General features: G+C 65.8%; 27 protein-coding genes, 1 tRNA gene and 1 pseudogene. 18 read left to right on the top strand and 11 right to left on the bottom strand.

Annotated elements, in window-relative coordinates:
• Positions 1-26 precede the first annotated feature (26 nt).
• From U4012_RS12020 to U4012_RS12005, 4 genes are all read left to right on the top strand, one after another.
• Positions 27-1,814, top strand: a complete 1,788-nt coding sequence (locus tag U4012_RS12020; RefSeq protein WP_321798714.1) for an SDR family oxidoreductase — start codon at positions 27-29, stop codon at positions 1,812-1,814.
• A 36-nt stretch (positions 1,815-1,850) separates the two neighbouring features.
• Positions 1,851-2,756 (top strand): metal-dependent hydrolase, encoded by a 906-nt coding sequence (locus tag U4012_RS12015; protein WP_124485276.1) that lies wholly within the window; start codon positions 1,851-1,853, stop codon positions 2,754-2,756.
• Between the two features lie 90 nt (positions 2,757-2,846).
• Entirely contained in the window at positions 2,847-3,134 is a 288-nt protein-coding gene (locus U4012_RS12010; protein WP_044846876.1) for a hypothetical protein, read from the top strand.
• A gap of 252 nt (positions 3,135-3,386) precedes the next feature.
• Positions 3,387-3,761 (top strand): DUF2917 domain-containing protein, encoded by a 375-nt coding sequence (locus U4012_RS12005; protein WP_321798710.1) that lies wholly within the window; start codon positions 3,387-3,389, stop codon positions 3,759-3,761.
• 173 nt (positions 3,762-3,934) lie between these two features.
• Here U4012_RS12005 and U4012_RS12000 read toward each other — a convergent pair whose 3' ends face one another.
• Positions 3,935-4,213 carry a hypothetical protein gene (locus tag U4012_RS12000; protein WP_321798708.1) on the bottom strand — a complete coding sequence of 93 codons (279 nt, stop codon included), beginning with the start codon at positions 4,211-4,213 and terminating at the stop codon, positions 3,935-3,937.
• 781 nt (positions 4,214-4,994) lie between these two features.
• Between U4012_RS12000 and U4012_RS11995 the strand changes: the two genes are divergently transcribed.
• Complete coding sequence (locus U4012_RS11995; RefSeq protein WP_044846874.1) at positions 4,995-6,296, top strand: NCS2 family permease; 1,302 nt, start codon at positions 4,995-4,997, stop codon at positions 6,294-6,296.
• Between the two features lie 174 nt (positions 6,297-6,470).
• On the opposite strand, the gene U4012_RS11990 is transcribed toward U4012_RS11995, so the two are convergent.
• A complete protein-coding gene (locus U4012_RS11990) occupies positions 6,471-7,322 on the bottom strand; it encodes a LysR substrate-binding domain-containing protein (RefSeq protein ID WP_321798705.1) in 852 nt (283 codons plus the stop codon).
• A 202-nt stretch (positions 7,323-7,524) separates the two neighbouring features.
• Here U4012_RS11990 and U4012_RS11985 point away from each other — a divergent pair, with 202 nt between their 5' ends.
• Genes U4012_RS11985 through U4012_RS11975 form a run of 3 tightly spaced genes read left to right on the top strand, consistent with a single transcriptional unit; the run spans position 7,525 to position 9,272 of the window.
• Positions 7,525-8,064, top strand: a complete 540-nt coding sequence (locus U4012_RS11985; RefSeq protein ID WP_321798703.1) for a sugar ABC transporter — start codon at positions 7,525-7,527, stop codon at positions 8,062-8,064.
• A gap of 13 nt (positions 8,065-8,077) precedes the next feature.
• Complete coding sequence (locus U4012_RS11980; RefSeq protein ID WP_124485271.1) at positions 8,078-8,404, top strand: hypothetical protein; 327 nt, start codon at positions 8,078-8,080, stop codon at positions 8,402-8,404.
• A gap of 4 nt (positions 8,405-8,408) precedes the next feature.
• Positions 8,409-9,272: an MBL fold metallo-hydrolase gene (locus tag U4012_RS11975; RefSeq protein WP_321798700.1), complete on the top strand. Its 864-nt coding sequence runs from the start codon at positions 8,409-8,411 to the stop codon at positions 9,270-9,272.
• 171 nt (positions 9,273-9,443) lie between these two features.
• Here U4012_RS11975 and U4012_RS11970 read toward each other — a convergent pair whose 3' ends face one another.
• Complete coding sequence (locus U4012_RS11970; protein WP_014898618.1) at positions 9,444-9,731, bottom strand: DUF1488 domain-containing protein; 288 nt, start codon at positions 9,729-9,731, stop codon at positions 9,444-9,446.
• Positions 9,732-9,974: 243 nt separating this feature from the next.
• Complete coding sequence (locus U4012_RS11965) at positions 9,975-10,250, bottom strand: DUF2964 family protein (protein ID WP_321799035.1); 276 nt, start codon at positions 10,248-10,250, stop codon at positions 9,975-9,977.
• 391 nt (positions 10,251-10,641) lie between these two features.
• On the opposite strand from U4012_RS11965, the gene U4012_RS11960 reads away from it, so the two are divergent.
• From U4012_RS11960 to U4012_RS11920, 9 genes and pseudogenes are all read left to right on the top strand, one after another.
• Entirely contained in the window at positions 10,642-12,531 is a 1,890-nt protein-coding gene (locus U4012_RS11960) for a sigma-54-dependent Fis family transcriptional regulator (protein WP_321798696.1), read from the top strand.
• Positions 12,532-12,665: 134 nt separating this feature from the next.
• On the top strand, positions 12,666-12,968 hold the full coding sequence (locus U4012_RS11955) for a 2Fe-2S iron-sulfur cluster-binding protein (RefSeq protein ID WP_059527056.1): 303 nt from the start codon (positions 12,666-12,668) through the stop codon (positions 12,966-12,968).
• Positions 12,969-13,024: 56 nt separating this feature from the next.
• Positions 13,025-13,519 carry an SRPBCC family protein gene (locus U4012_RS11950; RefSeq protein ID WP_321798691.1) on the top strand — a complete coding sequence of 165 codons (495 nt, stop codon included), beginning with the start codon at positions 13,025-13,027 and terminating at the stop codon, positions 13,517-13,519.
• Positions 13,520-13,622: 103 nt separating this feature from the next.
• Positions 13,623-14,000, top strand: a complete 378-nt coding sequence (locus tag U4012_RS11945; RefSeq protein WP_321798690.1) for a DUF2946 domain-containing protein — start codon at positions 13,623-13,625, stop codon at positions 13,998-14,000.
• Between the two features lie 89 nt (positions 14,001-14,089).
• Entirely contained in the window at positions 14,090-14,233 is a 144-nt protein-coding gene (locus U4012_RS11940; RefSeq protein ID WP_321798689.1) for a hypothetical protein, read from the top strand.
• A pseudogene (locus U4012_RS11935) lies at positions 14,230-14,591 on the top strand (copper resistance CopC family protein). Before U4012_RS11940 ends, U4012_RS11935 begins: the two are co-directional and overlap by 4 nt.
• Before the next feature lie 46 nt (positions 14,592-14,637).
• Positions 14,638-15,084, top strand: coding sequence for a copper chaperone PCu(A)C (locus U4012_RS11930; RefSeq protein WP_321798688.1), 447 nt, complete (start codon positions 14,638-14,640; stop codon positions 15,082-15,084).
• Between the two features lie 32 nt (positions 15,085-15,116).
• Positions 15,117-15,293 (top strand): hypothetical protein, encoded by a 177-nt coding sequence (locus U4012_RS11925; protein ID WP_185733800.1) that lies wholly within the window; start codon positions 15,117-15,119, stop codon positions 15,291-15,293.
• Between the two features lie 84 nt (positions 15,294-15,377).
• The gene (locus tag U4012_RS11920) at positions 15,378-16,007 is read left to right on the top strand and encodes a LysE family translocator (RefSeq protein ID WP_321798686.1); all 630 of its coding nucleotides are present in this window, start codon (positions 15,378-15,380) and stop codon (positions 16,005-16,007) included.
• Between the two features lie 44 nt (positions 16,008-16,051).
• On the opposite strand, the gene U4012_RS11915 is transcribed toward U4012_RS11920, so the two are convergent.
• Complete coding sequence (locus U4012_RS11915) at positions 16,052-17,377, bottom strand: leucine-rich repeat-containing protein kinase family protein (protein ID WP_321798684.1); 1,326 nt, start codon at positions 17,375-17,377, stop codon at positions 16,052-16,054.
• Between the two features lie 149 nt (positions 17,378-17,526).
• On the opposite strand from U4012_RS11915, the gene U4012_RS11910 reads away from it, so the two are divergent.
• A tRNA-Leu gene (locus U4012_RS11910) sits at positions 17,527-17,611 on the top strand.
• 393 nt (positions 17,612-18,004) lie between these two features.
• Here U4012_RS11910 and U4012_RS11905 read toward each other — a convergent pair.
• The 6 genes from U4012_RS11905 to U4012_RS11880 all read right to left on the bottom strand — a co-directional run bounded on the left by U4012_RS11905 (position 18,005) and on the right by U4012_RS11880 (position 24,304).
• Positions 18,005-19,138: a porin gene (locus tag U4012_RS11905; protein ID WP_124667467.1), complete on the bottom strand. Its 1,134-nt coding sequence runs from the start codon at positions 19,136-19,138 to the stop codon at positions 18,005-18,007.
• Positions 19,139-19,314: 176 nt separating this feature from the next.
• Positions 19,315-20,067 (bottom strand): dipeptidase PepE, encoded by a 753-nt coding sequence (gene pepE, locus U4012_RS11900; RefSeq protein ID WP_415750374.1) that lies wholly within the window; start codon positions 20,065-20,067, stop codon positions 19,315-19,317.
• 51 nt (positions 20,068-20,118) lie between these two features.
• Entirely contained in the window at positions 20,119-20,787 is a 669-nt protein-coding gene (locus U4012_RS11895) for an AroM family protein (RefSeq protein WP_321798681.1), read from the bottom strand.
• Between the two features lie 19 nt (positions 20,788-20,806).
• A complete protein-coding gene (locus U4012_RS11890; protein WP_321798679.1) occupies positions 20,807-21,745 on the bottom strand; it encodes a DUF1177 domain-containing protein in 939 nt (312 codons plus the stop codon).
• A gap of 14 nt (positions 21,746-21,759) precedes the next feature.
• Entirely contained in the window at positions 21,760-23,373 is a 1,614-nt protein-coding gene (locus tag U4012_RS11885; RefSeq protein WP_321798677.1) for an OPT/YSL family transporter, read from the bottom strand.
• Between the two features lie 157 nt (positions 23,374-23,530).
• The gene (locus U4012_RS11880) at positions 23,531-24,304 is read right to left on the bottom strand and encodes an IclR family transcriptional regulator (protein ID WP_321798675.1); all 774 of its coding nucleotides are present in this window, start codon (positions 24,302-24,304) and stop codon (positions 23,531-23,533) included.
• Positions 24,305-24,442: the final 138 nt, after the last annotated feature.

The following is a 24,442-nucleotide window of genomic DNA, read 5'->3' as shown; positions in this document are numbered from 1 at the left end:
CCGAATCCCTGAACGACGGACTCACGATGCAGCCTCTTTCCGACGAAGCGCCGCTGGCCCTGTTCGAATCGGTCCACAGCGAAACGGCCGTCGCCTCCGGCGACCTGACGCTCGCGGTGCGAACCTGGGGCGACCCGGCCCGCTCGCCGGTCGTGCTCGTACACGGCTACCCCGACGACAGCAGCGTCTGGCAGCAGGTCGCGCCGCTGCTCGCGCGCAGGCACTACGTGATCGCCTACGACGTGCGCGGCGCGGGCCTGTCCGGCGTACCGAAGCGCACGGCCGACTACCACCTCGCGAAGCTGACCGACGACTTCATCGCGGTGATCGATACGCTCTGCCCCGGCCGCGCGGTGCACCTGATCGCGCACGACTGGGGTTCGATCCAGGGCTGGGAGTTCGTCACCGATCCGCGGCTCGCCGGCCGCATCGCGTCGTACACGTCGTGCTCGGGGCCGTGCCTCGATCACGTCGGCTTCTGGCTGCGCGAACGCGTGCTGCACCCGACGCCCGCGTCGCTCGGCAAACTCGGCGGCCAGCTCGTGCGCTCGTGGTACGTGTACCTGTTCCACCTGCCGTTCGTCCCTGAACTCGGCTGGCGACTGTGGCTGGGCCGCGCATGGCCGGGCCTGCTGCGCCGGATCGAGAAGACGCCGGCCACGCCGCGCCCGACGCAGGCCGACGACGGCGCGCGCGGCGTGCGCCTCTATCGCGCGAACTTCATCCGCTGCCTGTTCGCGCCGCGCGAGCGCTACGCGCACGCACCGGTGCAGACGATCGTGCCGCTCGGCGACAAATACGTGAGCCCGGCGCTGTCCGAGAACCTGTCGCGCTGGGTGCCGCAGTACTACCGCCGTGAAGTCGCGGCCGGCCACTGGCTGCCGCTCGCCGATCCCGCGCGCTTCGCGGGCCTCGCCGAGCAGCTGATCGACGCGGTCGAATCGGGCGAGGAACCGCCCGCGCTCGCGAACGCACGCCGCCGCGCGACCAGCGGCCGGTTCAGCGGCAAGGTCGCGGTCGTCACCGGCGCGGGCAGCGGCATCGGCCGCTGCGCGGCGCTCGCGTTCGCCCGCGAAGGCGCGACCGTCGTCGCATGCGACATCGATCTCGCGAGCGCCGAGCGCACCGCGCTGCTGCTCGGGCTGACCGGTGCGCGGGCATACGCGAAACGCGTGGACGTCGGCGCCGCCGACGAGATGGAAGCGCTCGCGGCATGGGTCGGCAGCGCGCTCGGCGGCGCGGACATCGTGATCAATAACGCGGGCATCGGCATGGCCGGCGGCATCCTCGACACGAGCGAGCGGCACTGGGAGCGCATCCTGCACGTGAACCTGTGGGGCGTGATCCACGGCTCGCGGCTGTTCGCGCAGCAGATGGCCGCGCGCGGCGCGGGCGGCCACATCGTCAACACCGCGTCGGCCGCCGCGTTCGGGCCGTCGCGCGACCTGCCCGCTTACGCGACGACGAAGGCCGCCGTGCTGATGCTCAGCGAATGCATGCGCGCGGAACTCGCGGAAAAAGGCATCGGCGTGACGGCCGTGTGCCCGGGTTTCGCGGAAACCGGAATCATGGCGTCGACGCAATACGCGGGCGCCAACGCACAGGACGAAGCGCGGCTGCGCAAGCGCGCGACGAAGCTGTACCAGATGCGCGGCCTGAAGCCGGAAACCGTCGCGCAGGCGATGGTCGACGGCGTGCTGCGCAACCGGCCGGTCGTGGCGGTGGGCACCGAGGCGCATGCGTTGCGCTTCGTCGGCCGCTTCATGCCGTGGCTCGGCCGGATGCTCGCCCGCATCAGCATGGCATCGCATTGACGGCGCCGCGCGCCGCACAGGAACGGAGAGACACAGATGACCGCTACCGCCGACTATCACAAGATCAAGGCCCGGCACGTGAAGTTCGACTTCAGCGACACGCCGATCACCTGGGTGCCGAACGACCCGGGCAGCACGCACATCATCAACACGCTGAACCTGCTGTTCCCGGAAGGCGAACTGTGGTTCTGCCGCGTGTACAACAAGGCGCTGCCGCACATCACCGATGCGCGCCTGCGCGACGAAGCCGAAGGCTTCCTGCGCCAGGAAGCGGTGCATTCGCGCTCGCACGGCGGCGTGCTCAAGCATTATTACGACCGGCACGGGATCGACACGAAGCCGTTCACGCAGAAGCTGAACTGGCTGTTCACGCGCGTGCTGGGCGAAGCGCCGTTCGGGCTGAAGATCGGCCATACGCGCTTCTGGCTGCGGCAGCAGCTCGCGGTCATCGCGTCGCTCGAGCATTTCTTCGGCTACCTCGGCAACTGGGTGCTCAACGCGCACGGGCTCGACGAAGGCCGTGCCGACCCGACGATGGTCGACCTGCTGCGCTGGCACGGCGCGGAGGAAGTCGAGCACCGGACCGTCGCGTTCGACATCTACAACCACATGGGCGGCAACTACCCGGAGCGCTGCCTGCACATGGCGTTCGTGATCGTGCTGCTGCTCTACTTCATCACGAGCGGCGCGAAGTTCATGTACCGGCGCGATCCGGCCGCCGGCCGCTATCCGGGTTTCGTGCTCGCGTGGTGGAAGGGTTCGCGGCGCGGGCACCTGCCGTCGTTCTGGAAAGTGATCGGCGCGGCGCTGCGCTATTTCAGGCCGGGCTATACGCCGCACCACGAAGGCTCGACCGAGCAGGCGCTCGCGTATCTGGCGCGCTCGCCGGCCGCGCAGGCGGCCGCGCACGGCGGCAACTGGGGCACGACGAAGGGCGCGTGAGCCGGTTCGTCGACGGCTTCGTCACGGCGTCGGCGGGCGGCGTCCGCCGAAATGCGTACAATCGCGGCTTCATTTCCCGGAGGTGCCGCGATGGCCATGAAGAAAACCGATCTAGAAAAGAACAAGGCGCTCAAGCTGACGCACGCGATGAAGCAGTCGAGCTCCGCCCGTTTCGGCAAGGGCGCCGAGGACGCGGCGAAGCTCGATCGTCGCGCGCAGCGCAAGCTCGACCAGGAACAGGGCCTCGTGCCGTTCGCGTGCAAGCTCAACGCCGAACTCGTCGAACAGCTGAAGGCACGCGCCGCCACGCATCCGAACGGCATGACGGGCCTGCTGTCCGAACTGCTCGTCAACGGCCTCGCCCAGCGCGACGCGTGACGCGCCACGTTTCTCGAAAATAGTCGTTGACAACGCCGTACGACATCGACAAACTCGTTCGCATGCCTACGTTCAAGCTCATCGCCATCGCGAATCATTGCCCGGTGAACATTCGAAAGAATGGATCACGGGAGGCGCTTGTGCGTTAGCATCCGAGCAGTACCGCATGTCACACGAGGCCTCACCGGAAACGGATGAGGCCTTTTTGTTCTGGTGCGCGTCATCCGTCCGGCTCAACGAATGGAGAAGACGATGGACCAGGCAAGCCCGTTGTTCGACCGTCCCGATTCGCGCCGCGCCGGCGCGATCGCGTTACCGACCGTCGTGATCCGTTTCGCGGTTGCGCCGCGCACGACGCTGACCTGGCGCGCGCCGGGCGATGCGGAAATTCGTGCGCACGGTGCGCCGCTGTGGATCACGCGGCCGCCGAGCGTCGACGACTACTGGGTGCAACCCGGCGACGTGCTGCGCATCGCGCGCGGCGATCGCATCTGGCTCGGCACCGATGACGACCGGCCGGCCGAAGCGTCGATCACGACGGCGTACGTGCAGCGCGGCGAACGGCTGAGACGCGCGCTCGCGCGAATGCAACGTTTGCTCGCCGGACGATGGCGAAGACGGGAGTGACGATGCGCGATTCCGTCGCGCGACGTGACACCGGAACGCGCGGAATCAACGCATCCGGAAACGGACGCACCCGCGGCGCCATGCGTCGCGGGTGCGCATCGAATGACGCGGCACGCGCGTGCGTGCCGCGAGCGATCGCGCGCCGTGCGCAACCCTTGCATGCATCGCGTGCATCAGGTGCTGGCGGCGAGACGCGGGCCCGTGCTGCGAGGAGTGGCATCGAGCTCGGGGCGTTGCGCCGCCTGCGAGGTCACCCACGGGTCGATGCCTTGCTTTTGCACCTCCTCGAGAAATGACACCCGCGTACGCCAGTAATCCGCCTGTAATTTCGCATCGATGACGCGCTGTTCGGCTGCGAACAGTTCCATGCGCGCCGTCACGAGCATCGACGCAGCGGTTTTTTCCGGCGTGGGGGCGTGCCGCATCGCCCAACGGCTGATCCAGTTCAACATGCTCACCTCCGGGATGACGGACGAACCCGCATCGGGCAATCGCAACCGGTCGCGCCTGCCCGAATGCGCAACGACCGTCACCGCACTTCACCGCCTGCCCTGCACGGACTGCGACTCCCCCGCGTCGGCAACGACTGGCCGGCGTGTGTGCGCGGTGTATCTATCCTAGAAAGACTTGCCGGTTAACGCGATGACGTCTTGCAATCTTTTACACAGAAACCACAGTCGGGCCCGCAGCGCGAAATGACAGTTGCGGACGGAACGGGTTCGGCGCAGGATAGCCCGATATCTGCAACCGCCTCGACTGATGAATGGCCGCTGCAGGCCGCTGCGCATCCGCGCCGGTCATGCTGCGTGCGCGTTCGCGCATGCATTGCGGCCGTCCTGCGTTAGGCCAGCATGCGGGTGCGCCATTGCAGTCGCATGTCATCGCATGTCATCGCGCGGCGGCCGCGCGCCGCATGCCGGTCATGTCGTTGCGCCCGCATCGGCCGGCCCGGCCCGCCGCCCCCTCATCGAATCGTTTTCATCGTTTCTACCTGCCCGCTTCGTCCGAACCGGTAAAATGCGCGCCTTCCTCGCGCGGCCGGCCTGTCCGACCGTTCGCGCGAACGCGGCCGATCGTGCCCCGCAACTATATCGTCCGAGCTATCCGCGCTATTACAATCCGCCGATAGCGCGGCAATAGTGGCTGGTTACAGTAGGCCGGCCTCGCGCTGCCTTACAACAATTCGGCACGAACAACAAGCAACACGACAACCCGACCGGAGAAAACGCCTTCATGGAATCCATCAAGCGGTATTTCGGCTTCGCTGAAGCCGGCACCGACTTCCGCACCGAAATACTCGCGGGCGTCACCACGTTCCTGACGATGGCCTACATCATCTTCGTCAACCCCGCGATCCTCGGCGATGCCGGCATGCCGAAGGAATCCGTGTTCGTCGCGACCTGCCTCGTCGCGGCGCTGGCATCGATCATCATGGGGCTGTACGCGAACTATCCGATCGCGTGCGCGCCCGGCATGGGCCTGAACGCGTATTTCGCGTATACGGTCGTCAAGGGGATGGGCTTCACGTGGCAGGCCGCGCTCGGCGCGGTGTTCATCTCCGGCTGCCTGTTCCTGCTCGTCACGCTGTTCCGCGTGCGCGAGGCGATCGTCAACGGCATTCCGAAATCGCTGCGCATCTCGATCACCGCCGGCATCGGCCTGTTCCTCGGCATCATCTCGCTGAAGACCTCGGGCGTGATCGTCGGCAGCCCGGCCACGCTCGTCACGCTCGGCGACCTGCACAAGCCCACGACGATCCTCGCGATCATCGGCTTCTTCACGATCGTCACGCTCGACCACCTGCGCGTGCGCGGCGCGATCCTGATCGGCATCATCGGTGTCACCGTCCTGTCGTTCTTCTTCGGCGGCAATCAGTTCCACGGCGTGTTCTCCGCGCCGCCGTCGATCGACGCGACGCTGTTCAAGCTCGACATCGGCGCCGCGCTGTCGACCGGCATCATCAACGTGATCCTCGTGTTCTTCCTCGTCGAGCTGTTCGATGCGACCGGCACGCTGATGGGCGTCGCGAACCGCGCGGGCCTGCTCGTCGAAGGCAAGATGAACCGCCTGAACAAGGCGCTGCTCGCCGACAGCACCGCGATCGTCGCGGGCTCGGTGCTCGGCACGTCGTCGACCACCGCGTATATCGAAAGCGCATCGGGCGTGCAGGCCGGCGGCCGCACCGGCGTGACGGCGATCACCGTCGCCGTGCTGTTCCTCGCGTGCCTGTTCATCGCGCCGCTCGCCGGCGTCGTGCCGGGCTACGCAACGGCACCGGCACTGCTGTACGTGTCGTGCCTGATGCTGCGCGAGATGGTCGACGTGCCGTGGGACGACGCGACCGAAGCCGTGCCGGCCGCGCTGACCGCGCTGCTGATGCCGTTCACGTACTCGATCGCGAACGGCGTCGCATTCGGCTTCATCGCGTACGGCGGCCTGAAGCTGCTGACGGGCCAGGCCCGCACGGTCAAGCCGATCGTGTGGATCATCGCGGCCGTGTTCCTGTTCCGCTTCTTCTATCTCGGCAGCGAGTGACGCACGCGCATCGGTGCGATGCATGATGAAAAGACGCCACCTTCAGGTGTAGTGCCGCCCGGTTCCTGTCGCGGAACCGAACGGCATGGCGAGAAGGACGGCCCCTGACGACCCGGTCGCATTTGCGGCCGGGTCGTTTCACATGGGCGCCCGCATGGTGCGGGCGACGTCAGGTCACGCGTCCGCCTGCCGGAGCACCCAGCGCGCGAAGGTCTGCAACGGCCCCTCGCCCAGTTCCAGCGCCTCCGGCAACACGAGACAGAAGCGCTTGACCACGCCCCGCCCGTCCGGCCAGGGCGCCGCGAGCAGCCCCTGCGCGATTTCGGCGTCGACATAGAGGCGCGGCACCAGCGCGACGCCGAGCCCGGCCAGCGCCGCGGCGATCAGCATCGAGTAAAGATCGTAGCGGGCGCCGGCGGCCGGATTGTTCACGGGCAACCCCGTCTCCTGCACGTAAGCCGACCACGCATCGGGCGTCTGGCGCTTGTGCAGGCGCGGCAGCGTGCCCAGCAAGGTGTCCGGCTGCCCGCCCGCGAGCAGCGACGGATGGCAGACCGGCACCAGCACCTCCTCGCACAACCGGTACGTATGCATGCCGGCCCAGGCCGGATGCTCGAAGTGAATCGCCGCGTCGAAGCCGCTGCCGGCCAGCACGAACGGCTCGGCGCGATCGGCGAAATGCACCGTGATGTTCGGATGCTGCGTCTGGAATCCCTTGAGCCGCGGAATCAGCCAGCGCGTCGCAAACGTCGGCGTCACGGCGATATCGACGCTGCCGCCGTCGCCGGCCTGCCCCATCATGTACTGGCTGTCGCGCTCGAGCCGGTCCAGCACTTCGCGAACCTGCGCCGCGTAGCGCGCGCCGTTCGGCGCCACCCGCACGCGGTTGCCGACCCGTTCGAACAGCGTGACGCCCAGGAACGTCTCCAGCCGGCCGATCTGCCGGCTGATCGCGCCTTCCGTCAACGCCAGTTCGTCGGCGGCGCGCGCGAAGCTCCCATGCCGCGCCGCGGCCTCGAATGCCATCAATGCCGAATTGCTCGGAATCCTGCGTCGCGTCACGATTGCTCCCGGTCCGACCGCCGTCGGTCATGGCTTGATCAAATGTCATTGAATGGTGACGAATCATCGTTTTCCGCCCATTCTTCCGCTCATTATCATGACAAAAACTCACCCCGTCGAGCCGGCCGATCGCGCCCGAAGGCCGCTCGCCACCCGTGGAGATGTCATGATCTATGCCGTTGAATGCAGCATCGCCGAGCCCGCCGTCGAAGCCGGGTGGAACGACTTCTACAGCCGCGTCAAACTGCCGGCGCTGATCTCGGTATCCGGCTTCCGCACGTCGCAACGCTTTCGCGCCCTCGGCGGCGACGGCCCCGTCTACCTCGCGCTGCATACGATCGACGGCCCGGACGTGCTGACGTCGGCCGAGTATCGCGACAAGGGCGGCGGCAATTTCGCGCGCTGGCAGCCGCACATCGTCGAATGGCGCCGTAACGTGTACGACAGCGCGGCACCCGCGCCGGCCGTCTCCGGCCATCAATGGCTGGCCGTTTGCGACGACGCCGCCCCGTTCGCGCGAGCAGGTATCGCAGCCACCGCCATGCATGCGGTCGCGCTGGACCGCCAGCCGGCCACTCGCTGGCTGGCGGTCCTCGATCACGATCAGGCGCGGCTCGCGTCGGATGCGTCGGGCGCCGCGATCCGGTGCTATGCGCCGATGGGCGACCGGCTTGTCAGCGCGACGACGACGTCGGCCGCACGCTGACGGGAGCCCGGCCATGCCCAGCGTCACGATTTTCATCCCCGGGACGAGCATGCCGTCCAGCGCGGCACTCGATGCACTGTCGTCAGCCTGCGAGACGCTCTGCACCGAGGTGTTGCGCGCCGCACCCGGCACGATCCACGTCGCCTACGTTCCGATCCGGCTCGGCCGAGGACATCCGGTCAGCGCGGAGATCCGCTTTCGCATCGCATCATTTCGTACCACTGAATTGATGGACCGGTTCATGGCCGAACTGGATCGCGAGATTCTTCGGCACACCGGATTCGTCGCACGCATCCGCTGCTTCGGCTACGACACCACCCACCTTCACGCCCGACATTGACCCCATGAGCGCACCCGTTCCACGGCCTTCTTTCCCGCGCCGCCAAGTCGGCGATTTCACGGTGACCGCGATCAGCGACGGCACGCTGACGGCCGGCCTCGATCTGCTGTCGAACATCGACGTCGACGACGCGACCCGCATCATGCACCGGGCCGGCATGCACACGCCGTCGGCGGTCAACATCAACTGCTACGTGATACGCGGCAACGGCCGCACCGTGCTCGTCGACACCGGTGCCGGCGGCATCCGGAACTGGGGCGGCCTGCTGCGTCCGTCGCTGTCGCAAGCCGGCATCGATGCACGCGAGATCGACACGGTCCTGCTGACGCACGCGCATCCGGACCACATCGGCGGCCTGCTCGACGCAGACGGGCGCCCGGCCTTTCCGCAAGCGGAGGTGCTCATCGACGAACGGGAACGCATGTTCTGGCTGGACGACGATATGTACGAAAGGGCCAGCGAGCGCGCGCGCGTCAATGTCCGAATCGCGCGGCGCGCGTTCGACGCCTGCGCGGCGCAACTGCGCACCATCGCGGCAGGCGACGTGCTGCCCGGTATCGCCGCCGTGCCGCTGCCGGGGCACACGCCCGGCCACACCGGCTATCGCGTCGAATCGCAGGGCAAGCGCCTGCTGATCTGGGGCGATCTCGTGCATTTCGCGCCGATCCAGGTTGCTCGCCCAGACGTGTCGATCGCGTTCGATCACGATCCGTCGCAGGCATCGGCGACCCGCGCGGCCACGCTCGCCGAAGTCGCTTCGGATCGCTTGCTGATTGCCGGCATGCACCTCGCCGACGCAGGCTTCGCACGCATCGCGCGCACGCACGACGCAACGGGCGGCGCGTATGCGCTGATCGGCGCAGATTGAGCGAAACGGGATCAAGCGAAACGGAACGCGGGCACGCCATCGCGCCGCACGATGCCCGGACCGTGCAGCGCATCGTCCCGCACAAGCGATCGATCTACCGGACGAGCCCGCGCCGATATGACACGGGCGCCGGTATCCGGCGCCCGCTCCGTCGCTGCCCGGTCGTCCGGCTCAGCGCCAGTTCGCTTCGTAGAAGCGCACGTAGCCGCTGCGCAGCGTCACGCATTGCGCGCGCGTCTCGGACAGCAACCGCCGTGCGGCTGCCTCGATCCGCTCGCGGTGCTGATCGTACGCACCGACCATGTCCTCGAAGCGCGGCGATGCCGCACCGAAATGATCCTCCAGCGCCTCGGCGGTGATCTGACATTGGACGCGCTCGCCATTGACCAGCGCCGTGAAACCCAGCATCAGGTCGCGCCCCGAATATTCGGGCTTCTCATTCGTGAAATGGATCTGCATGGGAGCCGCCTCGACCGGTAGAAAGCAAATGACCGCGTCCGTCGTCCGCTACCGGCCGGACGAAAATTTACGCGGGCTCGCCGGCAGAGGCACGATCCACGGGGGTATGGCGCGGACTAATGCATGCCGGTTGCATTCCACTTTAGACGGTTTCGCGCAGGAGGCAAAATTTGCGATGTGCGTCGTCCCGACGCGCATTTCCTCTGACCAGCGCAACATCCGGCACCGTTTTGCCGAACGGCGTCAGTGAGGATCGGTAGGCCAGACGTTCAGCGCGATCGCGGCGGTCGTGGCGCCCGCCGCAATCGCGGCCGCTCCGTATTGCACCGCGTCGCTCAGGTCGAACAGCAGACCGTGGATCGCCACGGCGATGCCGCCCAGCATGATGAAAGTGGCGATGGCCGCCAGCACGACTCTCAGTTCCGTCCGAACCATGATGCGTCTCCCGAACGGATGCATGTCGCGTCGCATGCATGTTGCGATGCGGAACACGGCGCGTGCGTGTTCCTTTTCCATCATTGCAGGCGGGCGCTTAAAAGCAAGGGGTTTTTGTACGCAGTCGCACAACGTGCGCGGCGCTTGTATGATGAGGCGATATCGACGGCGGCGGCCCGGGTGGCGGATGGTGCGGTGCAGGGCGTCCAAGGGTTTCGACTGCGAAGCGGGGGCCTCGGAACGCGCTGATGTGCGGATTCGGGTTGACCGCGAAGCGTGGGACCAGAGCAAGCGCTGAAGCGCCAACTTGGGCCGATCGCGAAGCATGGGCCCAAGTAAGCGCTGAAGCGCCAACTCCGGCCGACCGCGAAGCATGGGACCAGAGTAAGCGCTAAAGCGCTAACTCTGGTCGACCGCGAAGCATGGGACCAGAGTAAGCGCTAAAGCGCTAACTCTGGTCGACAGGAGACAAGACATGCCTCAATCTTTCGTGCTGCCCGCCACCGCGGGCCGCACCGACCTGCTCGCGCAGGCGCATGCCCGTTCGACCGCGGTCGGCCTGCGCGCGAACGAGCGCCCCGATTTCTCGCCGCTGTCGCGGCTCGCACTGCGCGAACTGCTCGACACGAACCACGCATTGTTCGCGCACGCGCGCCCGGTGATGGAAAACCTCCACGCGCAAATCGCCGACACGCAAAGCCTCGTGCTGCTCACCGATGCCGACGGCGTGATCCTGCACAGCATCGGCGACGCGGACTTCATCGAGAAGGCGAACCGCGTCGCGCTGTGCACCGGCGTGTCATGGGCCGAAGGCGCACGCGGCACCAACGCGATCGGCACCGCGCTCGCATCGGGCCAGGCGGTCGCCGTGCACGGCTCGGAACACTTCCTGCGCGCGAACCATATCCTCACCTGCTCGTGCGCGCCGATCATCGATCCGTTCGGCCGTACCCTCGGCACGCTCGACGTGAGCGGAGACCCGCGCGGCTTCAGCCCCCATACGCTCGCGCTGGTGCGGATGTCCGCGCAGCTGATCGAGAACCACCTGTTCGCGAACCAGTGCGCGGAAGCGCTGCGGCTGCGCTTCCACGCCCACGAGGATTGCGTCGACTCGCTGTTCGCCGGGCTCGTCGCGTTCGGCCCCGACGGGGGGCTGATCGCCGCGAACCGGAGCGCGCAATTCCAGCTCGGCGCGACGTTCGATGCATTGCAGCATCAAGGCTGCGACGCGCTGTTCGGCATGCACTTCGGCCAGCTCGCGCAGCACGCAGCCCGCGCGGCCGGCGCACCGTTCCGCCTCACGCTGTCGACCGGCGTGCGCGTGCTCGCCCGCTGCGAATTCGCGGAAGCGCACAAGACGACCGTCGCCGTCACGCCGCCCGCCCCCGCCGTGCGCACGCGGGCGCCGGATCCCGACGCGATCACGTTCGCGACGCTCGACACCGGCGATGCGCGGATGGCCGCCGTGCTCGAACGCGTCGCGAAGATCCGCGGACGCGACCTGCCGTTGCTGATCCTCGGCCAGACCGGCACCGGCAAGGAATGGCTCGCGCGTGCGCTGCACCAGGCATCGCCGCGCGCGGACGGCCCGTTCGTCGCGGTCAACTGCGCGGCGCTGCCGGATTCGCTGATCGAGGCCGAACTGTTCGGCTATGAGGACGGTGCGTTCACAGGCGCGCGCAAGCGCGGCAGCCCCGGCAAGATCGTGCAGGCCGACGGCGGCACGCTGTTTCTCGACGAAATCGGCGACATGCCGCTCGCGCAGCAGGTCAGGCTGATGCGTGTACTGCAGGAGCGCGCGGTGATGCCGCTCGGCGGCGCACGCGCGGTGCCGGTCGACGTGCGGGTGGTCTGCGCGACCCACCGCGACCTGCGCGCGATGATCGCCGCAGGCACGTTCCGCGAAGACCTGTTCTACCGGATCAACGGGCTCGCGGTCACGCTGCCGCCGCTCGCCGCGCGCACCGACCTGCCCGCGCTGGTCGAGCGGATCCTCGCGCGGCTGGCGCGCAGCGAGCCGATGCCGGACCGCCTCGCGGCCGACGTGCTCGACGCGTTCATGCGGCACCGCTGGCCCGGCAACCTGCGGCAAATGACCAACGTGCTGCGCACGGCCGGCATGCTCGCCGAAGACGAAGCCGAAATCACGCTCGCGCACCTGCCCGACGATTTCTGGCTCGACTGCGACGACGCACCCGCGGCGCAAGCCGCACCGGCCGACGTGCGCGAAGCGACGACGCTGCAGAGCCACCAGGCCGCGGTGATCGATGCCGTGCTCGCACGGCACGGCGGCAACGTATCGGCCGCCGCGCGGGAGCTCGGGCTCGCGCGCAATACCGTATACCGCTACCTGCGCCGGCACTGACACGTTCCGGGCCGGTTGCCCGCCCGACGGGCGCCGGCCGCAGGCGGCTTCGGGTATGCTTGGCGCTTGCGTTGCCTTCCGGCATCGCGCTGCCTTGCCTCGCTTCGCTGCCGATTCGCCGCCCGCTTTCACCCATGACCGATCCCGACCACCCGCCTCTCGTGCGCATCGAGCCGCTTGGCGCGACGTTCGACGCGCCCGATTCGCTGACGCTGCTCGAGGCCGCCGCGTTCGCGCACGTCCGACTGCCGCGCTCGTGCCGCAACGGCACGTGCCGAAGCTGCCTGTGCAGGATCGTCAGCGGCAGCGTACGCTATACGATCGAATGGCCGGGCCTGAGCCGCGAGGAGAAGGCCGACGGCTATACGCTGCCGTGCGTGGCCGTCGCGACTTCGGATGTCGTGCTCGACGTGCCCGACGCGGTGATGATCGACTGAACGCGGCGCGCTGCCGCGCGCCGTCCCGCAACGATGATGCCTGCCTGGAGAAGATGATGACCCAGTCCACCGATCGCATCGAGAAGCAAGCCTTGCTCGCCGCGCCGCTGGCGCGCGTCTGGGAAGCCGTCAGCAATGCCGGCGAATTCGGCATCTGGTTCGGCGTGTCGTTCGACGGGCCGTTCGTGCCCGACCAGCCGCTGTTCGGCCGCATCACGCCGACGCGCGTCGATGACGACGTCGCCAAGGCACAGGAGCCGTATGCGGGCACTGTGTTCGAAATCGTCGTCGATCGCGTCGAGCCGAAACAACTGTTCTCCTTTCGCTGGCACCCGTTCGCGATCGACCCGAACTTCGATTACACGTCCGAGCCGATGACGCTCGTCACGTTCGCGCTCGCGGAAAAAGACGGCGGCACGCTGCTGACGGTCACCGAGACGGGTTTCGACCAGCTGATCGAAGCGCGCCGTGCGAAGGCGCGCGAGATGAACGATCACGGCTGGGCCGCGCAGATGATGCTGATCACGAAATATCTGGCGAAGCACGCGTGAGCGCGGCGCGCGTCATTCCCGGTATCCACGTGCCCGCATGCCCTAGCCGCGGGTGCATGGCATAATCCGCTCCATCGTTACCCTACGCCGCCCCGCGCATCGCATGCTGAGTCGTCGTTTCCGGAAGATCGTCAGTCTGATCGGGATGCTCGCCATCCTGATGACGGCGCTCGCGCCGACGATCTCGCAGGCGCTGACGACGCAAGGCCGTGTCGACGCGCTGCTTGCCGGCCACTGCACGGTTGCGCCGGCTGACGGCGGCCACGCCGGCGATGCGTCGTCGAAAAGCCTGCAGGCGCATCTGCAGGCCTGCGGCTATTGCAGCCTGCTCGCCCATACGCCGGCCCTGCCCGCGCCCGAACTGACGTTCGCGGCCAACGTCCACCCGCTCCAGCACCGCGAAGCAACCCGCTTCGACAGCCTGCGCCGCGCGCTGCCGCTCACGGCCGCGCAGCCGCGCGCCCCGCCCTTCACGTCCTGATTCGTCGTCACCGCGCGTGATGCCGCAGCGCATCGCGCCGTCCGCACGCGCCCGCGCGTGCATGCCGTGTCACGTTTCGAAGGACGATCATGTTCGACCGTATTGCTCGCGGCGCCGTGCCGTGCGTGCGCTCGCCCGCTTCAGGCCGTTGCGCGCGCGCGAACGCGCGGCCGCGTGCTGAATTCGAATACATCGTTTTCCTTATCATTTCCAACCGGATCATCCCGTCATGAAAACCACTGCATTCCTCCGCGGCGCACTCGTCGCTCTCGGCTTCGTCGTCGCCCAGGCCGCACACGCGCACGCGCACCCGAAAACCCTGGAACCGGCCGCCGACGCCACGCTGTCGAGCGCGCCGCACGCGGTGACGATCGACTTCAGCGAAACGCTCGAACCCGCATTCAGTTCGATCGCCGTCACCGACAGCCACGGCCAGTCGGTCGCCGACGGGAAATCCGCGGTCGACGCCGGCAACCGGAAGCGGATGCATGTCGCACTGGCGAACCTGACGCCCGGCACGTACACGGTCGGGTCGCGGTGGCGAGCGACGGCCATCGCACGCAGGGCCGCTACGCGTTCACGCTGAAGTAACCGCATACGCTGCCCGCGCTTCCCTACCCGATCAGGAACACCAACAATGAAACGCTCGATTCCGACCAGCCTGCTGTTCGCACTACTGGCGCTGCAGGCGCCCGCCACGTTCGCCGCGTCGGCCGTCCAGGCCGATGCATGCTGGATCCGCACGATGCCGGCGACGGTGCCGTCATCCGGCTATTTCACGCTGAAGAACGACGGCGACAAGCCCGTCACGCTCACGGGCATCGATACGCCCACGTTCGGGATGGCGATGATGCACGAAACGCAGACGGCCGGCAGCACCGCGAAGATGGTTCACGTCGAAGCGGTCGACGTGCCCGCGCACGGCACGGTGACGTTCAGGCCGAAGGGCTATCACGTGATGCTGGAGGAGCCGCGCCAGCCCGTCGCGCCCGGCGCGAAGGTGCCGTTGCGGCTGCATTTCGCCGACGGCGCGACGGCGTCCGTGACCTGCGACGCGAAGGCGCCGTCCTACACCGGCCAGTAACGCCGCCTGCGCAACGACCGAAGGAGATGCACATGAGCAAGGAACGCCTGCCGCTGGCCAACCTGATCGTCCGCTACCGGACGCCGTTGAATGTCGCCGTGCTGATCGTCTGCGGGTTATGGGCGGGGTGGATCGCCTGGATGACGCGGCCGTCCGCGATCGATTCGCCGTCGTCGATCGCCGCCTACTGCGTGCGCGACGCGCGTTGACGCCGTGTGTCGGGGTGAACCGCGCCGCCGTGGCATCATGCACGGATTCACCCCGACCTCGGAACCCGCCTTTCGGAGCGCCGCATGTCCATTCAGACCTGGCTGCTGTTTGCCGCCGCCTATCTCGCAACCACGCTGTCGCCGGGCCCCAACGTGCTGCTCGTCATCCGCAACACGGTGCGCTACGGCTCGCGCGGCACCGCCGCGACGATCGCGGGCAACCTCGTCGCGCAAGGCGCGGTGGTCATGCTCGTCGCGTTCGGCGTCGGCGCCGTGCTGGCCGAGATGCCGCCGCTGTTCATCGCGATGAAGGTCGTCGGCGCCGCGTATCTGATCTATCTGGGCATCCGGCAACTGCGCGGCGGGCGCAACCGCCGTTCGCCGGACGGCGGGGCCGCGATCGTCGAGCCCGACCGCAGGAAACTGTTCCGCGAAGCGCTGTTCGTGTCGGGCAGCAATCCGAAGACGATGATCTTCCTGTCGGCATTCATGCCGCAGTTCATCGCGCACGATCGCCCGCTCGCGATGCAGTTCGTCGCGATGTACGCGACGATCGCCTGCACCGTCGTCATCGTGCACAGCGTCTATTCGTTCGGCGTGCGCCGGCTCCATCGCGGCATCGCCATCAGCCCGTGGGTACGCGCGGCCAAGCGCGCGAGCGGGCTGCTGTTCGTCGGGCTCGGGATCAAGCTGCTGACCGCGCGGCAGGCGTAAGCATCCGCACGGCGACGGCCCGCGCCGCGGCGCGGGCGAAATCGTCAGTCCTTCGATGCGGCCAGCGCTGCCGCAATCTCGCTGAACGACGGCCGCGCGTCGATATCCTCGTTCAGGCACGCGGCCGCCAGTGCGTCGAGTGCGTGCGAGTCTTCCCACGCACGCGGCTCGCAGCGCGCCAGCAACTCGCCGAGCAGATGACCGAACGCCCTGACCTCCAGCCGTTCGAGCCGCGCCGCGCGCTCGCGGTCGTTCACGTCGTAGACCGACGCCGCGCCGAAATCGCCGAGCAGCGCGCCGCCGTTGCCGTCGTGCAGGATGTTGTGCGCGTACAGGTCGCCGTGCATGATGCCGCGCGCGTGCAGATGCGCGGCGACCGACGCGATGCCGAGCGCGATCCGCGACGCGTCGGCCGGCGCGAATCGCGCATCGGCCGCATATACGTCGCGCGTGCAGGACGCGAAGCTCGGCGGCCCGGCGAGATTGGTCAGCGCCGGATCGACCAGTTCCATCACGAGGCCGTGCGTGCCGTCCGGATGACCGCGCACCTTGCCGATCACCGGAATCATGTTCGGATGGCGCCCGGCGTGCAGGCAGGCGGCCATTTCGCAATCGGGCAGGCCGTCGCTCGTCACCGCGCCCTTGAACAGCTTGACCGCGACCGCTCGCGGCGCGGCGCCGTCCACACGCCATTGCGCGCGGTGGATTACGCCCGACGCGCCTTCGCCGAGCTTCTCGTCGCAGGTCAGCGACGTCCAGTCGATGTCCGCGACGCCCGGCTCGGCCGAAGCCACGGCTTCCGGCGCGGCGCCGAACGGATTGCCCGCCGATGCGAGCCACGCGAGGCGCGGCAGGCGCAACAGCCAGTCCGGCAGCGCGTCGAGCCGGTTCGCCGACAGCCGCACCAGCTCCAGCGCACGGCAGGCGGCCATTTCGGGCGGCAACGCACGCAGCCGGTTACCCGCGAGCATCAGCTTCTGCAGGCGCGCGCAATCGCCGATCTCGGCAGGCAGTGCGTCGATTTCGTTGTCGGTCAGGATCAGCCAGCGCAGCGCGCGCGGCAGCGAATCGCGCGGCACCGTGCGGATCCGGTTCGCCTTGAAGCCGATCATGTCGAGCTGCGCGCACGTGCCGAGCACGTCGGGGAATTCGGTGAAGCGATTGCCGGACGCGAACAGGATGCGCAGGCGATGCAGCCGCGACAGGTCGTCCGGCAGCGCGGACAGTGCATTGCCGGACAGGTCGAGCACTTCGAGCGTGTCCGCCAGATCGAAGATCTCGCGCGGGAATTCGGTCAGCCCGCACGCGAGCTTCAGTTGCCGGGCGCCCGACAGCTGGCCGGCCTGCAGTTGTTCGAGAGTCGTCGTCACGGGGAGAAAACGGGTTGCGGTTGTGAGGATCGTCGGATCGATCCGGCGAATTTTACCGGCTTCCCACTCGCCTGCCTCGCAATCGCGTCACACCCCCTTCACAAACGCGCAATGTGGCGCTAGAATTGCGCCCCTTGCAGTACTGAAGTGCCGACGTGGTGAAATTGGTAGACACGCTATCTTGAGGGGGTAGTGGCGAAAGCTGTGCGAGTTCGAGTCTCGCCGTCGGCACCAGATACGGTTTTTCCGTGTTTCGTGCATTTGCAAAAAAACCGCAACAGCGCAACGCTGCGCGGTTTTTTTTATTTCATCGCCACCGCTCTCACACTTGGTCCCCGGTGACACCGGAAACCCTTGGGCGACCGGATTCCAAGGGCATGGGCCGCGCACCTGCCGCCAACTACGCTCCCCGGCGTTCCGCGTTCTTCATGATGCTCGTGAATTCGCGCAATCCGTTCGGAAGCCATCCCCTCGTCTTCCGCATTATCTTCACGATCGCCTCGCGTCTCGCTCCCTGCACGGCGAGCCCGCATCAGGAGGATTCCCCATTCAATCTTCCTGCATGCGGGCTCGGCGAGGAACGTCAACCGGTATGAGGCGGACAGTATCTGTTACTCAAAATCGCGGCTAGAACGAGTGGCGCATCCCGATCCGTACGTCTGCCTGTGTCGTGGTCGACGACGGCACGAAGCTGTAACCCACCACCGCGTTCACACCGCTCGACGCCTTCACGTAGTCTCCCGACAGATAGACATCGGTCCGTTTCGACAACAGGTAATGGAGGCCAAGCGCCCCTTCGTTCCAGTGATGGCCTTCGAACGTCGTGTACTGATACCCTCCGATCACGCTGAACGACGGCGTCACCTGCCAGGCTGCACCGCCCTCGCCGACTTTCATTCTCGACGTTTGCCCGTTTCCCTTGATGGTCGAATACGTGAAATTGCCGAGCAGGGTTACCTTGCCGATTTCATAACTCGCACCAATACCGAACGTCGCCTGTTTGTCGACCGCAAAAGGCGTGCTCGCATACAAGTCGGTCACGGCTCCGGTTGCCGAATCGACGCTGACCGTCGGTTTCCCGAGGAACGTGCTGGTGCCGATCATCAGGTATGGATCGAACGCGTATATCCCGTGCGGATTGTTGAGCTGCGTATATGCAGCACCCATCGAAAATCGACCGTTGGCATAATGCGCACCGGCGCTGTAGGCACTGTTTTGATGAAACGCCCCGGCCACCCCGCCGAAGGAATACATGCCGCCGAACTCGAGTCCGCCGAAGTTGGCTGACTTGAATTTCACGGAATTCGGCAACCGGTCCCCATTGAAGCGGTCGAAATCGCCCTGGTGAATCGCGTACCCGCTCCCCCATCCGGATACGTTGTAGTACGTGACAAACTCCTTCGTCATGTCCAGCTGGTTGCCGAGCGACAACGTACCCCACTCGTTCCGAAGCCCGACGTATGCCTGCCGCCCGAACGCCGCGCCGCCGAATCCGAGTTGCCCGTTCGCCACGCTGAATCCGCTTTCGAGCACAAAGACTGCCGCCAGCCCTCCCCCGAGATCCTCGGTTCCCTTCAGGCCCCAACGGTTTCCATACGATACGCCGTCGTCGAATTTGGCGACACCGGACCCGCCGGTGTTGCTGACATAAGTGATCCCTGCATCGATGACTCCGTACAGCGTCACGCTGCTCTGCGCCTGAGCCACACCGCCATACATCGATATCGCACAAGCAAGCATTCCTAATTTATATTTCCCCATTTTCTCCTCCTTGATTGCCCACGTTGAAATGAACCGGTACTTGATGAAATCCCGAAGTGCCGCTTATCGAACGCCTACCGTATCCGGAATCGGCGCGAAGCCCGGCGCGGCACCGTTCCGTCGATCAACGACAAGCCACCATCGATTCCGGTGCCCGCTGACGATCGACGCGCCGATCACTGCCTGGAGATGGGCCAGCTTCCGTCGATCACCGGCCCCTTGATTTCACCGAGATTGAATATCTCGTTCGCCGTCAGGCGAATCGCCCTGTTCGAATCGACGAAATGCAGTGCGGCCTGGTCGCCCAATACCATTGCGGCGGCGCCGTCGACGAGCAGTGCGGTACCCTCCGGCAATGCGATGACGTGCTCCCGGGGATTGATCGCGAGAAACTCGGCGATCCGCTCCTCCCGGCTTTCGCCGTTGAACCCCGCCGGCTTTCCGCTGATGAAATGCGGATTGATCTGAAAATGGACCAATCCGAGCGCGCGCAAGGTCGGCGGCTGAACGATCGGCATGTCGTTGGTCGTACGGATCGTCGGACATGCGACGTTGCACCCGGCGCTCCAGCCGATATATGGCATGCCGTCATTCACACGTTCCCGGATCGCATCGACGATGCGTTCGTCATACAGACGCTTGAGCAGCGCGAACGTATTGCCGCCGCCGATCGCGATCGCCTCCGCTTCGGCAATCGCCCGAAGCGGATCGGCGCGATGAATCGACTCGAATTCGAAGCCGATCTGTTCGAAAACGGGGCGCGTCATTTGTTCGTATTCGTCGTAGGTCGACGTAATGCCACCTGCATAAGGGACGAACAGGATCCGCTTTGCACGCCCCTTGAGCGCAACATCAATCTGCTCGCGCGCATGCGCCAGATATCCGAGATCGCCCTTGCGAGAACTGCTCATCAACAGTAGACGTTTCAATTTTCTTCCTTCAATACAATACCGTTGCCGCGACGACGGCGCGGACAACATTCATATCCATTCGGCGACCAATTTGGCCGCCAGAGAATTCGACAGGATCACCGGGCATCGCGCCTCGTGAAAAACATAATCGCGATGACGCTGTTCATATCCCATGCAGTCGAGCACCAGCATCTGCGCCCCGCGTGCGCGTAGCGCACGCGCGGCCGCCGTCAACGCCCGGTTGTCGCCGGTATAGGGTGACCACGCTTCGTACAACGCCGGCGTCGCCAGGCGTTGCCACTTCGACGTCGCCGTTTCGATCTGTTCGCGAAGCGGTACGATGACCCCGACTTTCCACGATTGAGCCATCACACCGACTACCGCCGGAATCATCTTGTCGGGCTCGAAAAGCCGAGCACGCCTGCACGAAAGGCCGTCGAATTCGCCGGTGCACAGCAGCAGAACTGCGTCGCACCCTCGCGCTTCGAGGCGCCCGAGCATTTCCTGCATTGCGACGCCGACAGCCTCTTTGTCGAGGACGACGGTCGTACCGTCTGCCATCCGCGTAACGAGCTTTGGTTGCATCTTGCGGGGCGCGAAGCGTCTATTCATTTCGGCGCGTGTCAGACCATCCAGCACCCCGGCATGAACACACCTCACGCCGTGCGGCATCGATGCCTCGACGACCGGTGCGATATCCGGCCTCGGCGCCTGGCCGATCGTCAGCGTGGCAAGCACTCGATGACTCATTTCTGCATCAACCGAGCGCGCGTCGCTGCTGGAGGTGCGCGAGCGAGCCGTACAGTTCGACGAGACGGTCATACTCTTCCATGTCGTGAAGCCGACATTTTCCGCTCGTGAATGCCTTCGCAACCTCGGTCATGAATGCGACGGCCGACGCGATGTCGATTTCATGACTCGCGCCCGTGCCACAGCCGGGCACCGTCGCCTCGGTCGAGATCGCGACGCCGACCACCGGCGCAGACGTCGAAATCGACGGTTGCATGATGCTGTTCAGATGATGCACGCCGTTCCCGTATGGCGTGATGTCCTGAGTCGTCACCGGAAACGTGACGGGCAGTCGGCCGGTCGTCATCTCCATGATTCGCAGCAGGTCCTCCGACACGCGCAGGATATAGCCCTGCTTGACCGTCGGTGAAATCGCGAACCCCTTGTGATTGAGAATCCTGTTCCCTTTCGTCGTATCGACGGAAAGGACGGCATCCATCTCGGGCAGCACTTCCTCAGCTTCGATCTTTTCGAACTCGACCGGCGAATCCATGAAGTCGACAGGCTCGCGCGGCTGGGTCGGTGCGTCTGGACACACGTGCGTCGTGATGATCACGTCGCCTGCCAATGCGTCGCCCCGTTCGCGCATGGTTGCCAGTTTGAGTGCCGTGGCCACCGCCGCGATGGCACCGTCGGCATCGGATACCAGACCGATGCACGCCGGCCTCGCGCCCAGACCGCCCAACCGTCCGACGATACCGAGCGTCGGTGCATGGCCTCCCGCCCGCTTTCCCGCGCGCCCCGGGATCGTCATCCTGACGAAATCGGTATCGCCCTTCGCCCCGACAAGAGGTGTTACCTCGATCTCGACTTCAGGAAACAATCGAAAGAGCGCTTGAATCGTTTGACCCGACGCATAGGCGCTGTCGAGCGCTTCGAATACCTGGATGGTTTGATGCAAACTCATGTGACTTACCTTGGTTATTTACCCGTCTTGCCCAACGTGACCAGAGGGCTGACGAAACTGAACAGCGCATCACCGGCGATGACGCCCGCGGCGAACGTCTCCATGCCGCCGCGCGCTGCCTCGCCACCCATGCGCTCGATCACCAGACGCAACGCGATGCCGGTCAATACGCACCAGCCCGCCAGCGGACTTGCAATCAGGAGGCCGGTTGCGAGCAACACGCCGATCTGACGCTTCGGGCCGCCCAACCATTGGGCAATCGCACCGGGAATCGCCCAGATCGCCAATGACTTCGCGACGTCCGCCGCGACACCGGCCTTGATCGTCGCCACGTAAACCTTCGCGACGGGCGGAATCAGTCCGGCGTGGAAATAGCTGCGATGCGCGAAATAGACAACCAGAATCGAGATGACGAACGCCAGCGTCGCCGCAAAGAACTGCTGCTGCCGTCCCGCGATTTCAAAGTTCGCGTTCTGGCCGCGACCACGCAGCAGATAACCGGCTTTCAGGTCATAGCCCATGTCGGCGAATGCCGGGCCCGTCGCCGCGGAAAAGCCGCACAGCAACGCCAGTGCGATCGGCGGAAAGCCGATCAGCATGCCGACCAGCAACGTAATCAGCGCGACCGCGAATGCCGGAAACCATCCGGAATGCATCGCGGCGATGCCGACGATCAGCTCATGCACGAATGCCGCCAGCGCCGCATACAGCACGAATGCGATCAACATGCCCGGCGACATCTCCGTGAACAGCCCGCCCAGCGCCGCGAGCGTGGCAGCGATCGACACGTAGGCGATCGCGCCGAACCGCAGCGACTGGCCGAGCACCCGGACGCCCCTGGCGGAATCGGAATGCTCGGCGTCGGCATCGCGCCGCCCCCGAATGATCATCACGGCCTGCGTCAGCGCAACGACGCCCGCGCCAATCATGATCCCGTGAGGGATATACGCCTTGGCGATATCAATTCCGAGGATCGGCTGCGAATAGCCGCGCAGCAGCAGACCGATGCCGAACATCAGAAGCGACCAGGTATTGCCGATGAACGCCGTGCCGAACGCGGACATCGGAATGTTGAACCACGATCCGATCGCCCCCACCGCCACCCCGGCGCCGAGAAGACGGGCCTGACGTCCGCCCTGATCGCCAGCCTTGATCGCCTCCGCGGCGGCGATACCCGGCGGCCAGGCTCCAGACGCGGGAAACAATCGCGTATCGAACATTCGATACAACAGATAGCCGTCGAGCAGCATCGCCAGCGCGGCGCCGGCGAACATCGGCATCACCAGATCGGAGCGACCGAATACGTACGGAATGGCGATGGGCAGCAACAAGCTGTTGGCGGCGCCGAACGTCGCGGCGGAAATCGCGCTCTGAGCCAGGTTCTGCACGTGAATCGACCGGTATCCGGCAAACAGACGAAGCGGCACACGCCCCAGCACCATCGCAACAAGTGCGCCGACGATCGACGTGATCGGCGTGACGCCAAGTGAAGTTACCACTTCGATGCCTATGATCGCCCCGACTATACTCAGCACTACCAATAGAATTGCATTTGAAAAAGTGAACGTACCCGGATGAACTTCCTGAGACAACTCGTCATCCGGCATCGACTTCCCGACTGAGGACATATCAGTATTCCTTTTCTGTAACACCATCAATTTCGATTAGTCATACTTATTTAAATGACCGCGCAGCTATCTGGAATGGCATCGACAGCCTGCCGCTCCAGACTGAATACCGGTCAGAAACCCGCGTACGAGCGACGGTGCTGCGTTCGATGCAGCATCAGGCAGCCGCCGCCGGTCCCGTCGACCAGTACGGATCGCCGACCGTGCGGCCCAGCTGGGATGCCTGTTCGCGCATCGTCGCAGCGAGACGCTCGATCTCCGCCGGCGTGCTCATCGTGAGCGGAAACGTCAGACTGAATGCCAGCGATTCACCGCTGGAAGGATCGCCGACCGCGCATCCGACCGCACCGATCCCCGGCAGCGATTCGTCCAGCGCGACCGAGAAGCCGGTGCGACGGGTTTCCGCGATCCGCCGCAAGAGTTCGGCGACTGTATCCGGCGCAGCCGACGAGGTTGCCGGCAACCCGCCGGCGAATCGGTGCGCGACAGAGTCGTCGGTCTCTCGCGCGAGGAGTGCCCGGCCGGTCGAACCGGCCCATGCGGGCCCGCGTTGCCCCGGAAAGGTGACGACGCGCAACGGATGAATGCCGGGGTGAACGCGGAGCACGACGACTTCCTGCTCGTCGAGGACGGAGATGTACCCGGTATGTCCGGTCTGTTCGCACAATCCGCTCAGCGCCTTGTCCATCATGCTGAGCAGGGGCGTCGACGCCCGAACCATGTGCGCAAGTTCGAGCAGCATCAACGCCGGCCCGTAGGCAAGCGTCCCGGGGTCGCGTTCGAGGAGCTTCTGCTCCGCCATCTGTTTCAAGACACGCGACGCCGAACTCTTCGGCATATCGAGATGCTGGACGACATCGCTGACTGTCACAGCCCGCCGCAGACGAGTCAGAAGCTGGAAAATCGCACTGGTGTTTTCGAGAGAGCCCATCGCTGGTTCCATATTTTGGAACTAAGTTCCACAATAAGAAACATGATGAGGGGAACCTCCCTAGACAACTAGTAGGAATTTCCCGGACTGCCGGGTCACGGTCCGCCCCTGTTTTCGAAGAATGTGCCGTCGCATCCC

Source organism: Burkholderia sp. BCC1988 (assembly GCF_905339895.1).
GTDB lineage: Bacteria > Pseudomonadota > Gammaproteobacteria > Burkholderiales > Burkholderiaceae > Burkholderia.
The sequence above is the reverse complement of the archived record's forward strand: the minus strand, read 5'-3'. Positions and strand labels throughout refer to the sequence as shown.

Coding starts and splice junctions, on each gene's coding strand:
- U4012_RS11880 (WP_321798675.1), bottom strand. CDS start 24,304: ATGGGCTCTCTCGAAAACACCAGTGCGATTTTCCAGCTTCTGACTCGT.
- U4012_RS11980 (WP_124485271.1), top strand. CDS start 8,078: ATGCCCAGCGTCACGATTTTCATCCCCGGGACGAGCATGCCGTCCAGC.
- U4012_RS12000 (WP_321798708.1), bottom strand. CDS start 4,213: ATGTTGAACTGGATCAGCCGTTGGGCGATGCGGCACGCCCCCACGCCG.
- U4012_RS11925 (WP_185733800.1), top strand. CDS start 15,117: ATGAGCAAGGAACGCCTGCCGCTGGCCAACCTGATCGTCCGCTACCGG.
- U4012_RS11930 (WP_321798688.1), top strand. CDS start 14,638: ATGAAACGCTCGATTCCGACCAGCCTGCTGTTCGCACTACTGGCGCTG.
- U4012_RS11975 (WP_321798700.1), top strand. CDS start 8,409: ATGAGCGCACCCGTTCCACGGCCTTCTTTCCCGCGCCGCCAAGTCGGC.
- U4012_RS11985 (WP_321798703.1), top strand. CDS start 7,525: ATGATCTATGCCGTTGAATGCAGCATCGCCGAGCCCGCCGTCGAAGCC.
- U4012_RS11965 (WP_321799035.1), bottom strand. CDS start 10,250: ATGATGGAAAAGGAACACGCACGCGCCGTGTTCCGCATCGCAACATGC.
- U4012_RS11905 (WP_124667467.1), bottom strand. CDS start 19,138: ATGGGGAAATATAAATTAGGAATGCTTGCTTGTGCGATATCGATGTAT.
- U4012_RS12010 (WP_044846876.1), top strand. CDS start 2,847: ATGGCCATGAAGAAAACCGATCTAGAAAAGAACAAGGCGCTCAAGCTG.
- U4012_RS11890 (WP_321798679.1), bottom strand. CDS start 21,745: ATGAGTTTGCATCAAACCATCCAGGTATTCGAAGCGCTCGACAGCGCC.
- U4012_RS11945 (WP_321798690.1), top strand. CDS start 13,623: ATGCTGAGTCGTCGTTTCCGGAAGATCGTCAGTCTGATCGGGATGCTC.
- U4012_RS12015 (WP_124485276.1), top strand. CDS start 1,851: ATGACCGCTACCGCCGACTATCACAAGATCAAGGCCCGGCACGTGAAG.
- U4012_RS11920 (WP_321798686.1), top strand. CDS start 15,378: ATGTCCATTCAGACCTGGCTGCTGTTTGCCGCCGCCTATCTCGCAACC.
- U4012_RS11940 (WP_321798689.1), top strand. CDS start 14,090: ATGTTCGACCGTATTGCTCGCGGCGCCGTGCCGTGCGTGCGCTCGCCC.
- U4012_RS12005 (WP_321798710.1), top strand. CDS start 3,387: ATGGACCAGGCAAGCCCGTTGTTCGACCGTCCCGATTCGCGCCGCGCC.
- U4012_RS11950 (WP_321798691.1), top strand. CDS start 13,025: ATGACCCAGTCCACCGATCGCATCGAGAAGCAAGCCTTGCTCGCCGCG.
- U4012_RS11955 (WP_059527056.1), top strand. CDS start 12,666: ATGACCGATCCCGACCACCCGCCTCTCGTGCGCATCGAGCCGCTTGGC.
- U4012_RS11995 (WP_044846874.1), top strand. CDS start 4,995: ATGGAATCCATCAAGCGGTATTTCGGCTTCGCTGAAGCCGGCACCGAC.
- U4012_RS11885 (WP_321798677.1), bottom strand. CDS start 23,373: ATGTCCTCAGTCGGGAAGTCGATGCCGGATGACGAGTTGTCTCAGGAA.
- U4012_RS11970 (WP_014898618.1), bottom strand. CDS start 9,731: ATGCAGATCCATTTCACGAATGAGAAGCCCGAATATTCGGGGCGCGAC.
- U4012_RS12020 (WP_321798714.1), top strand. CDS start 27: ATGCAGCCTCTTTCCGACGAAGCGCCGCTGGCCCTGTTCGAATCGGTC.
- U4012_RS11960 (WP_321798696.1), top strand. CDS start 10,642: ATGCCTCAATCTTTCGTGCTGCCCGCCACCGCGGGCCGCACCGACCTG.
- U4012_RS11990 (WP_321798705.1), bottom strand. CDS start 7,322: ATGGCATTCGAGGCCGCGGCGCGGCATGGGAGCTTCGCGCGCGCCGCC.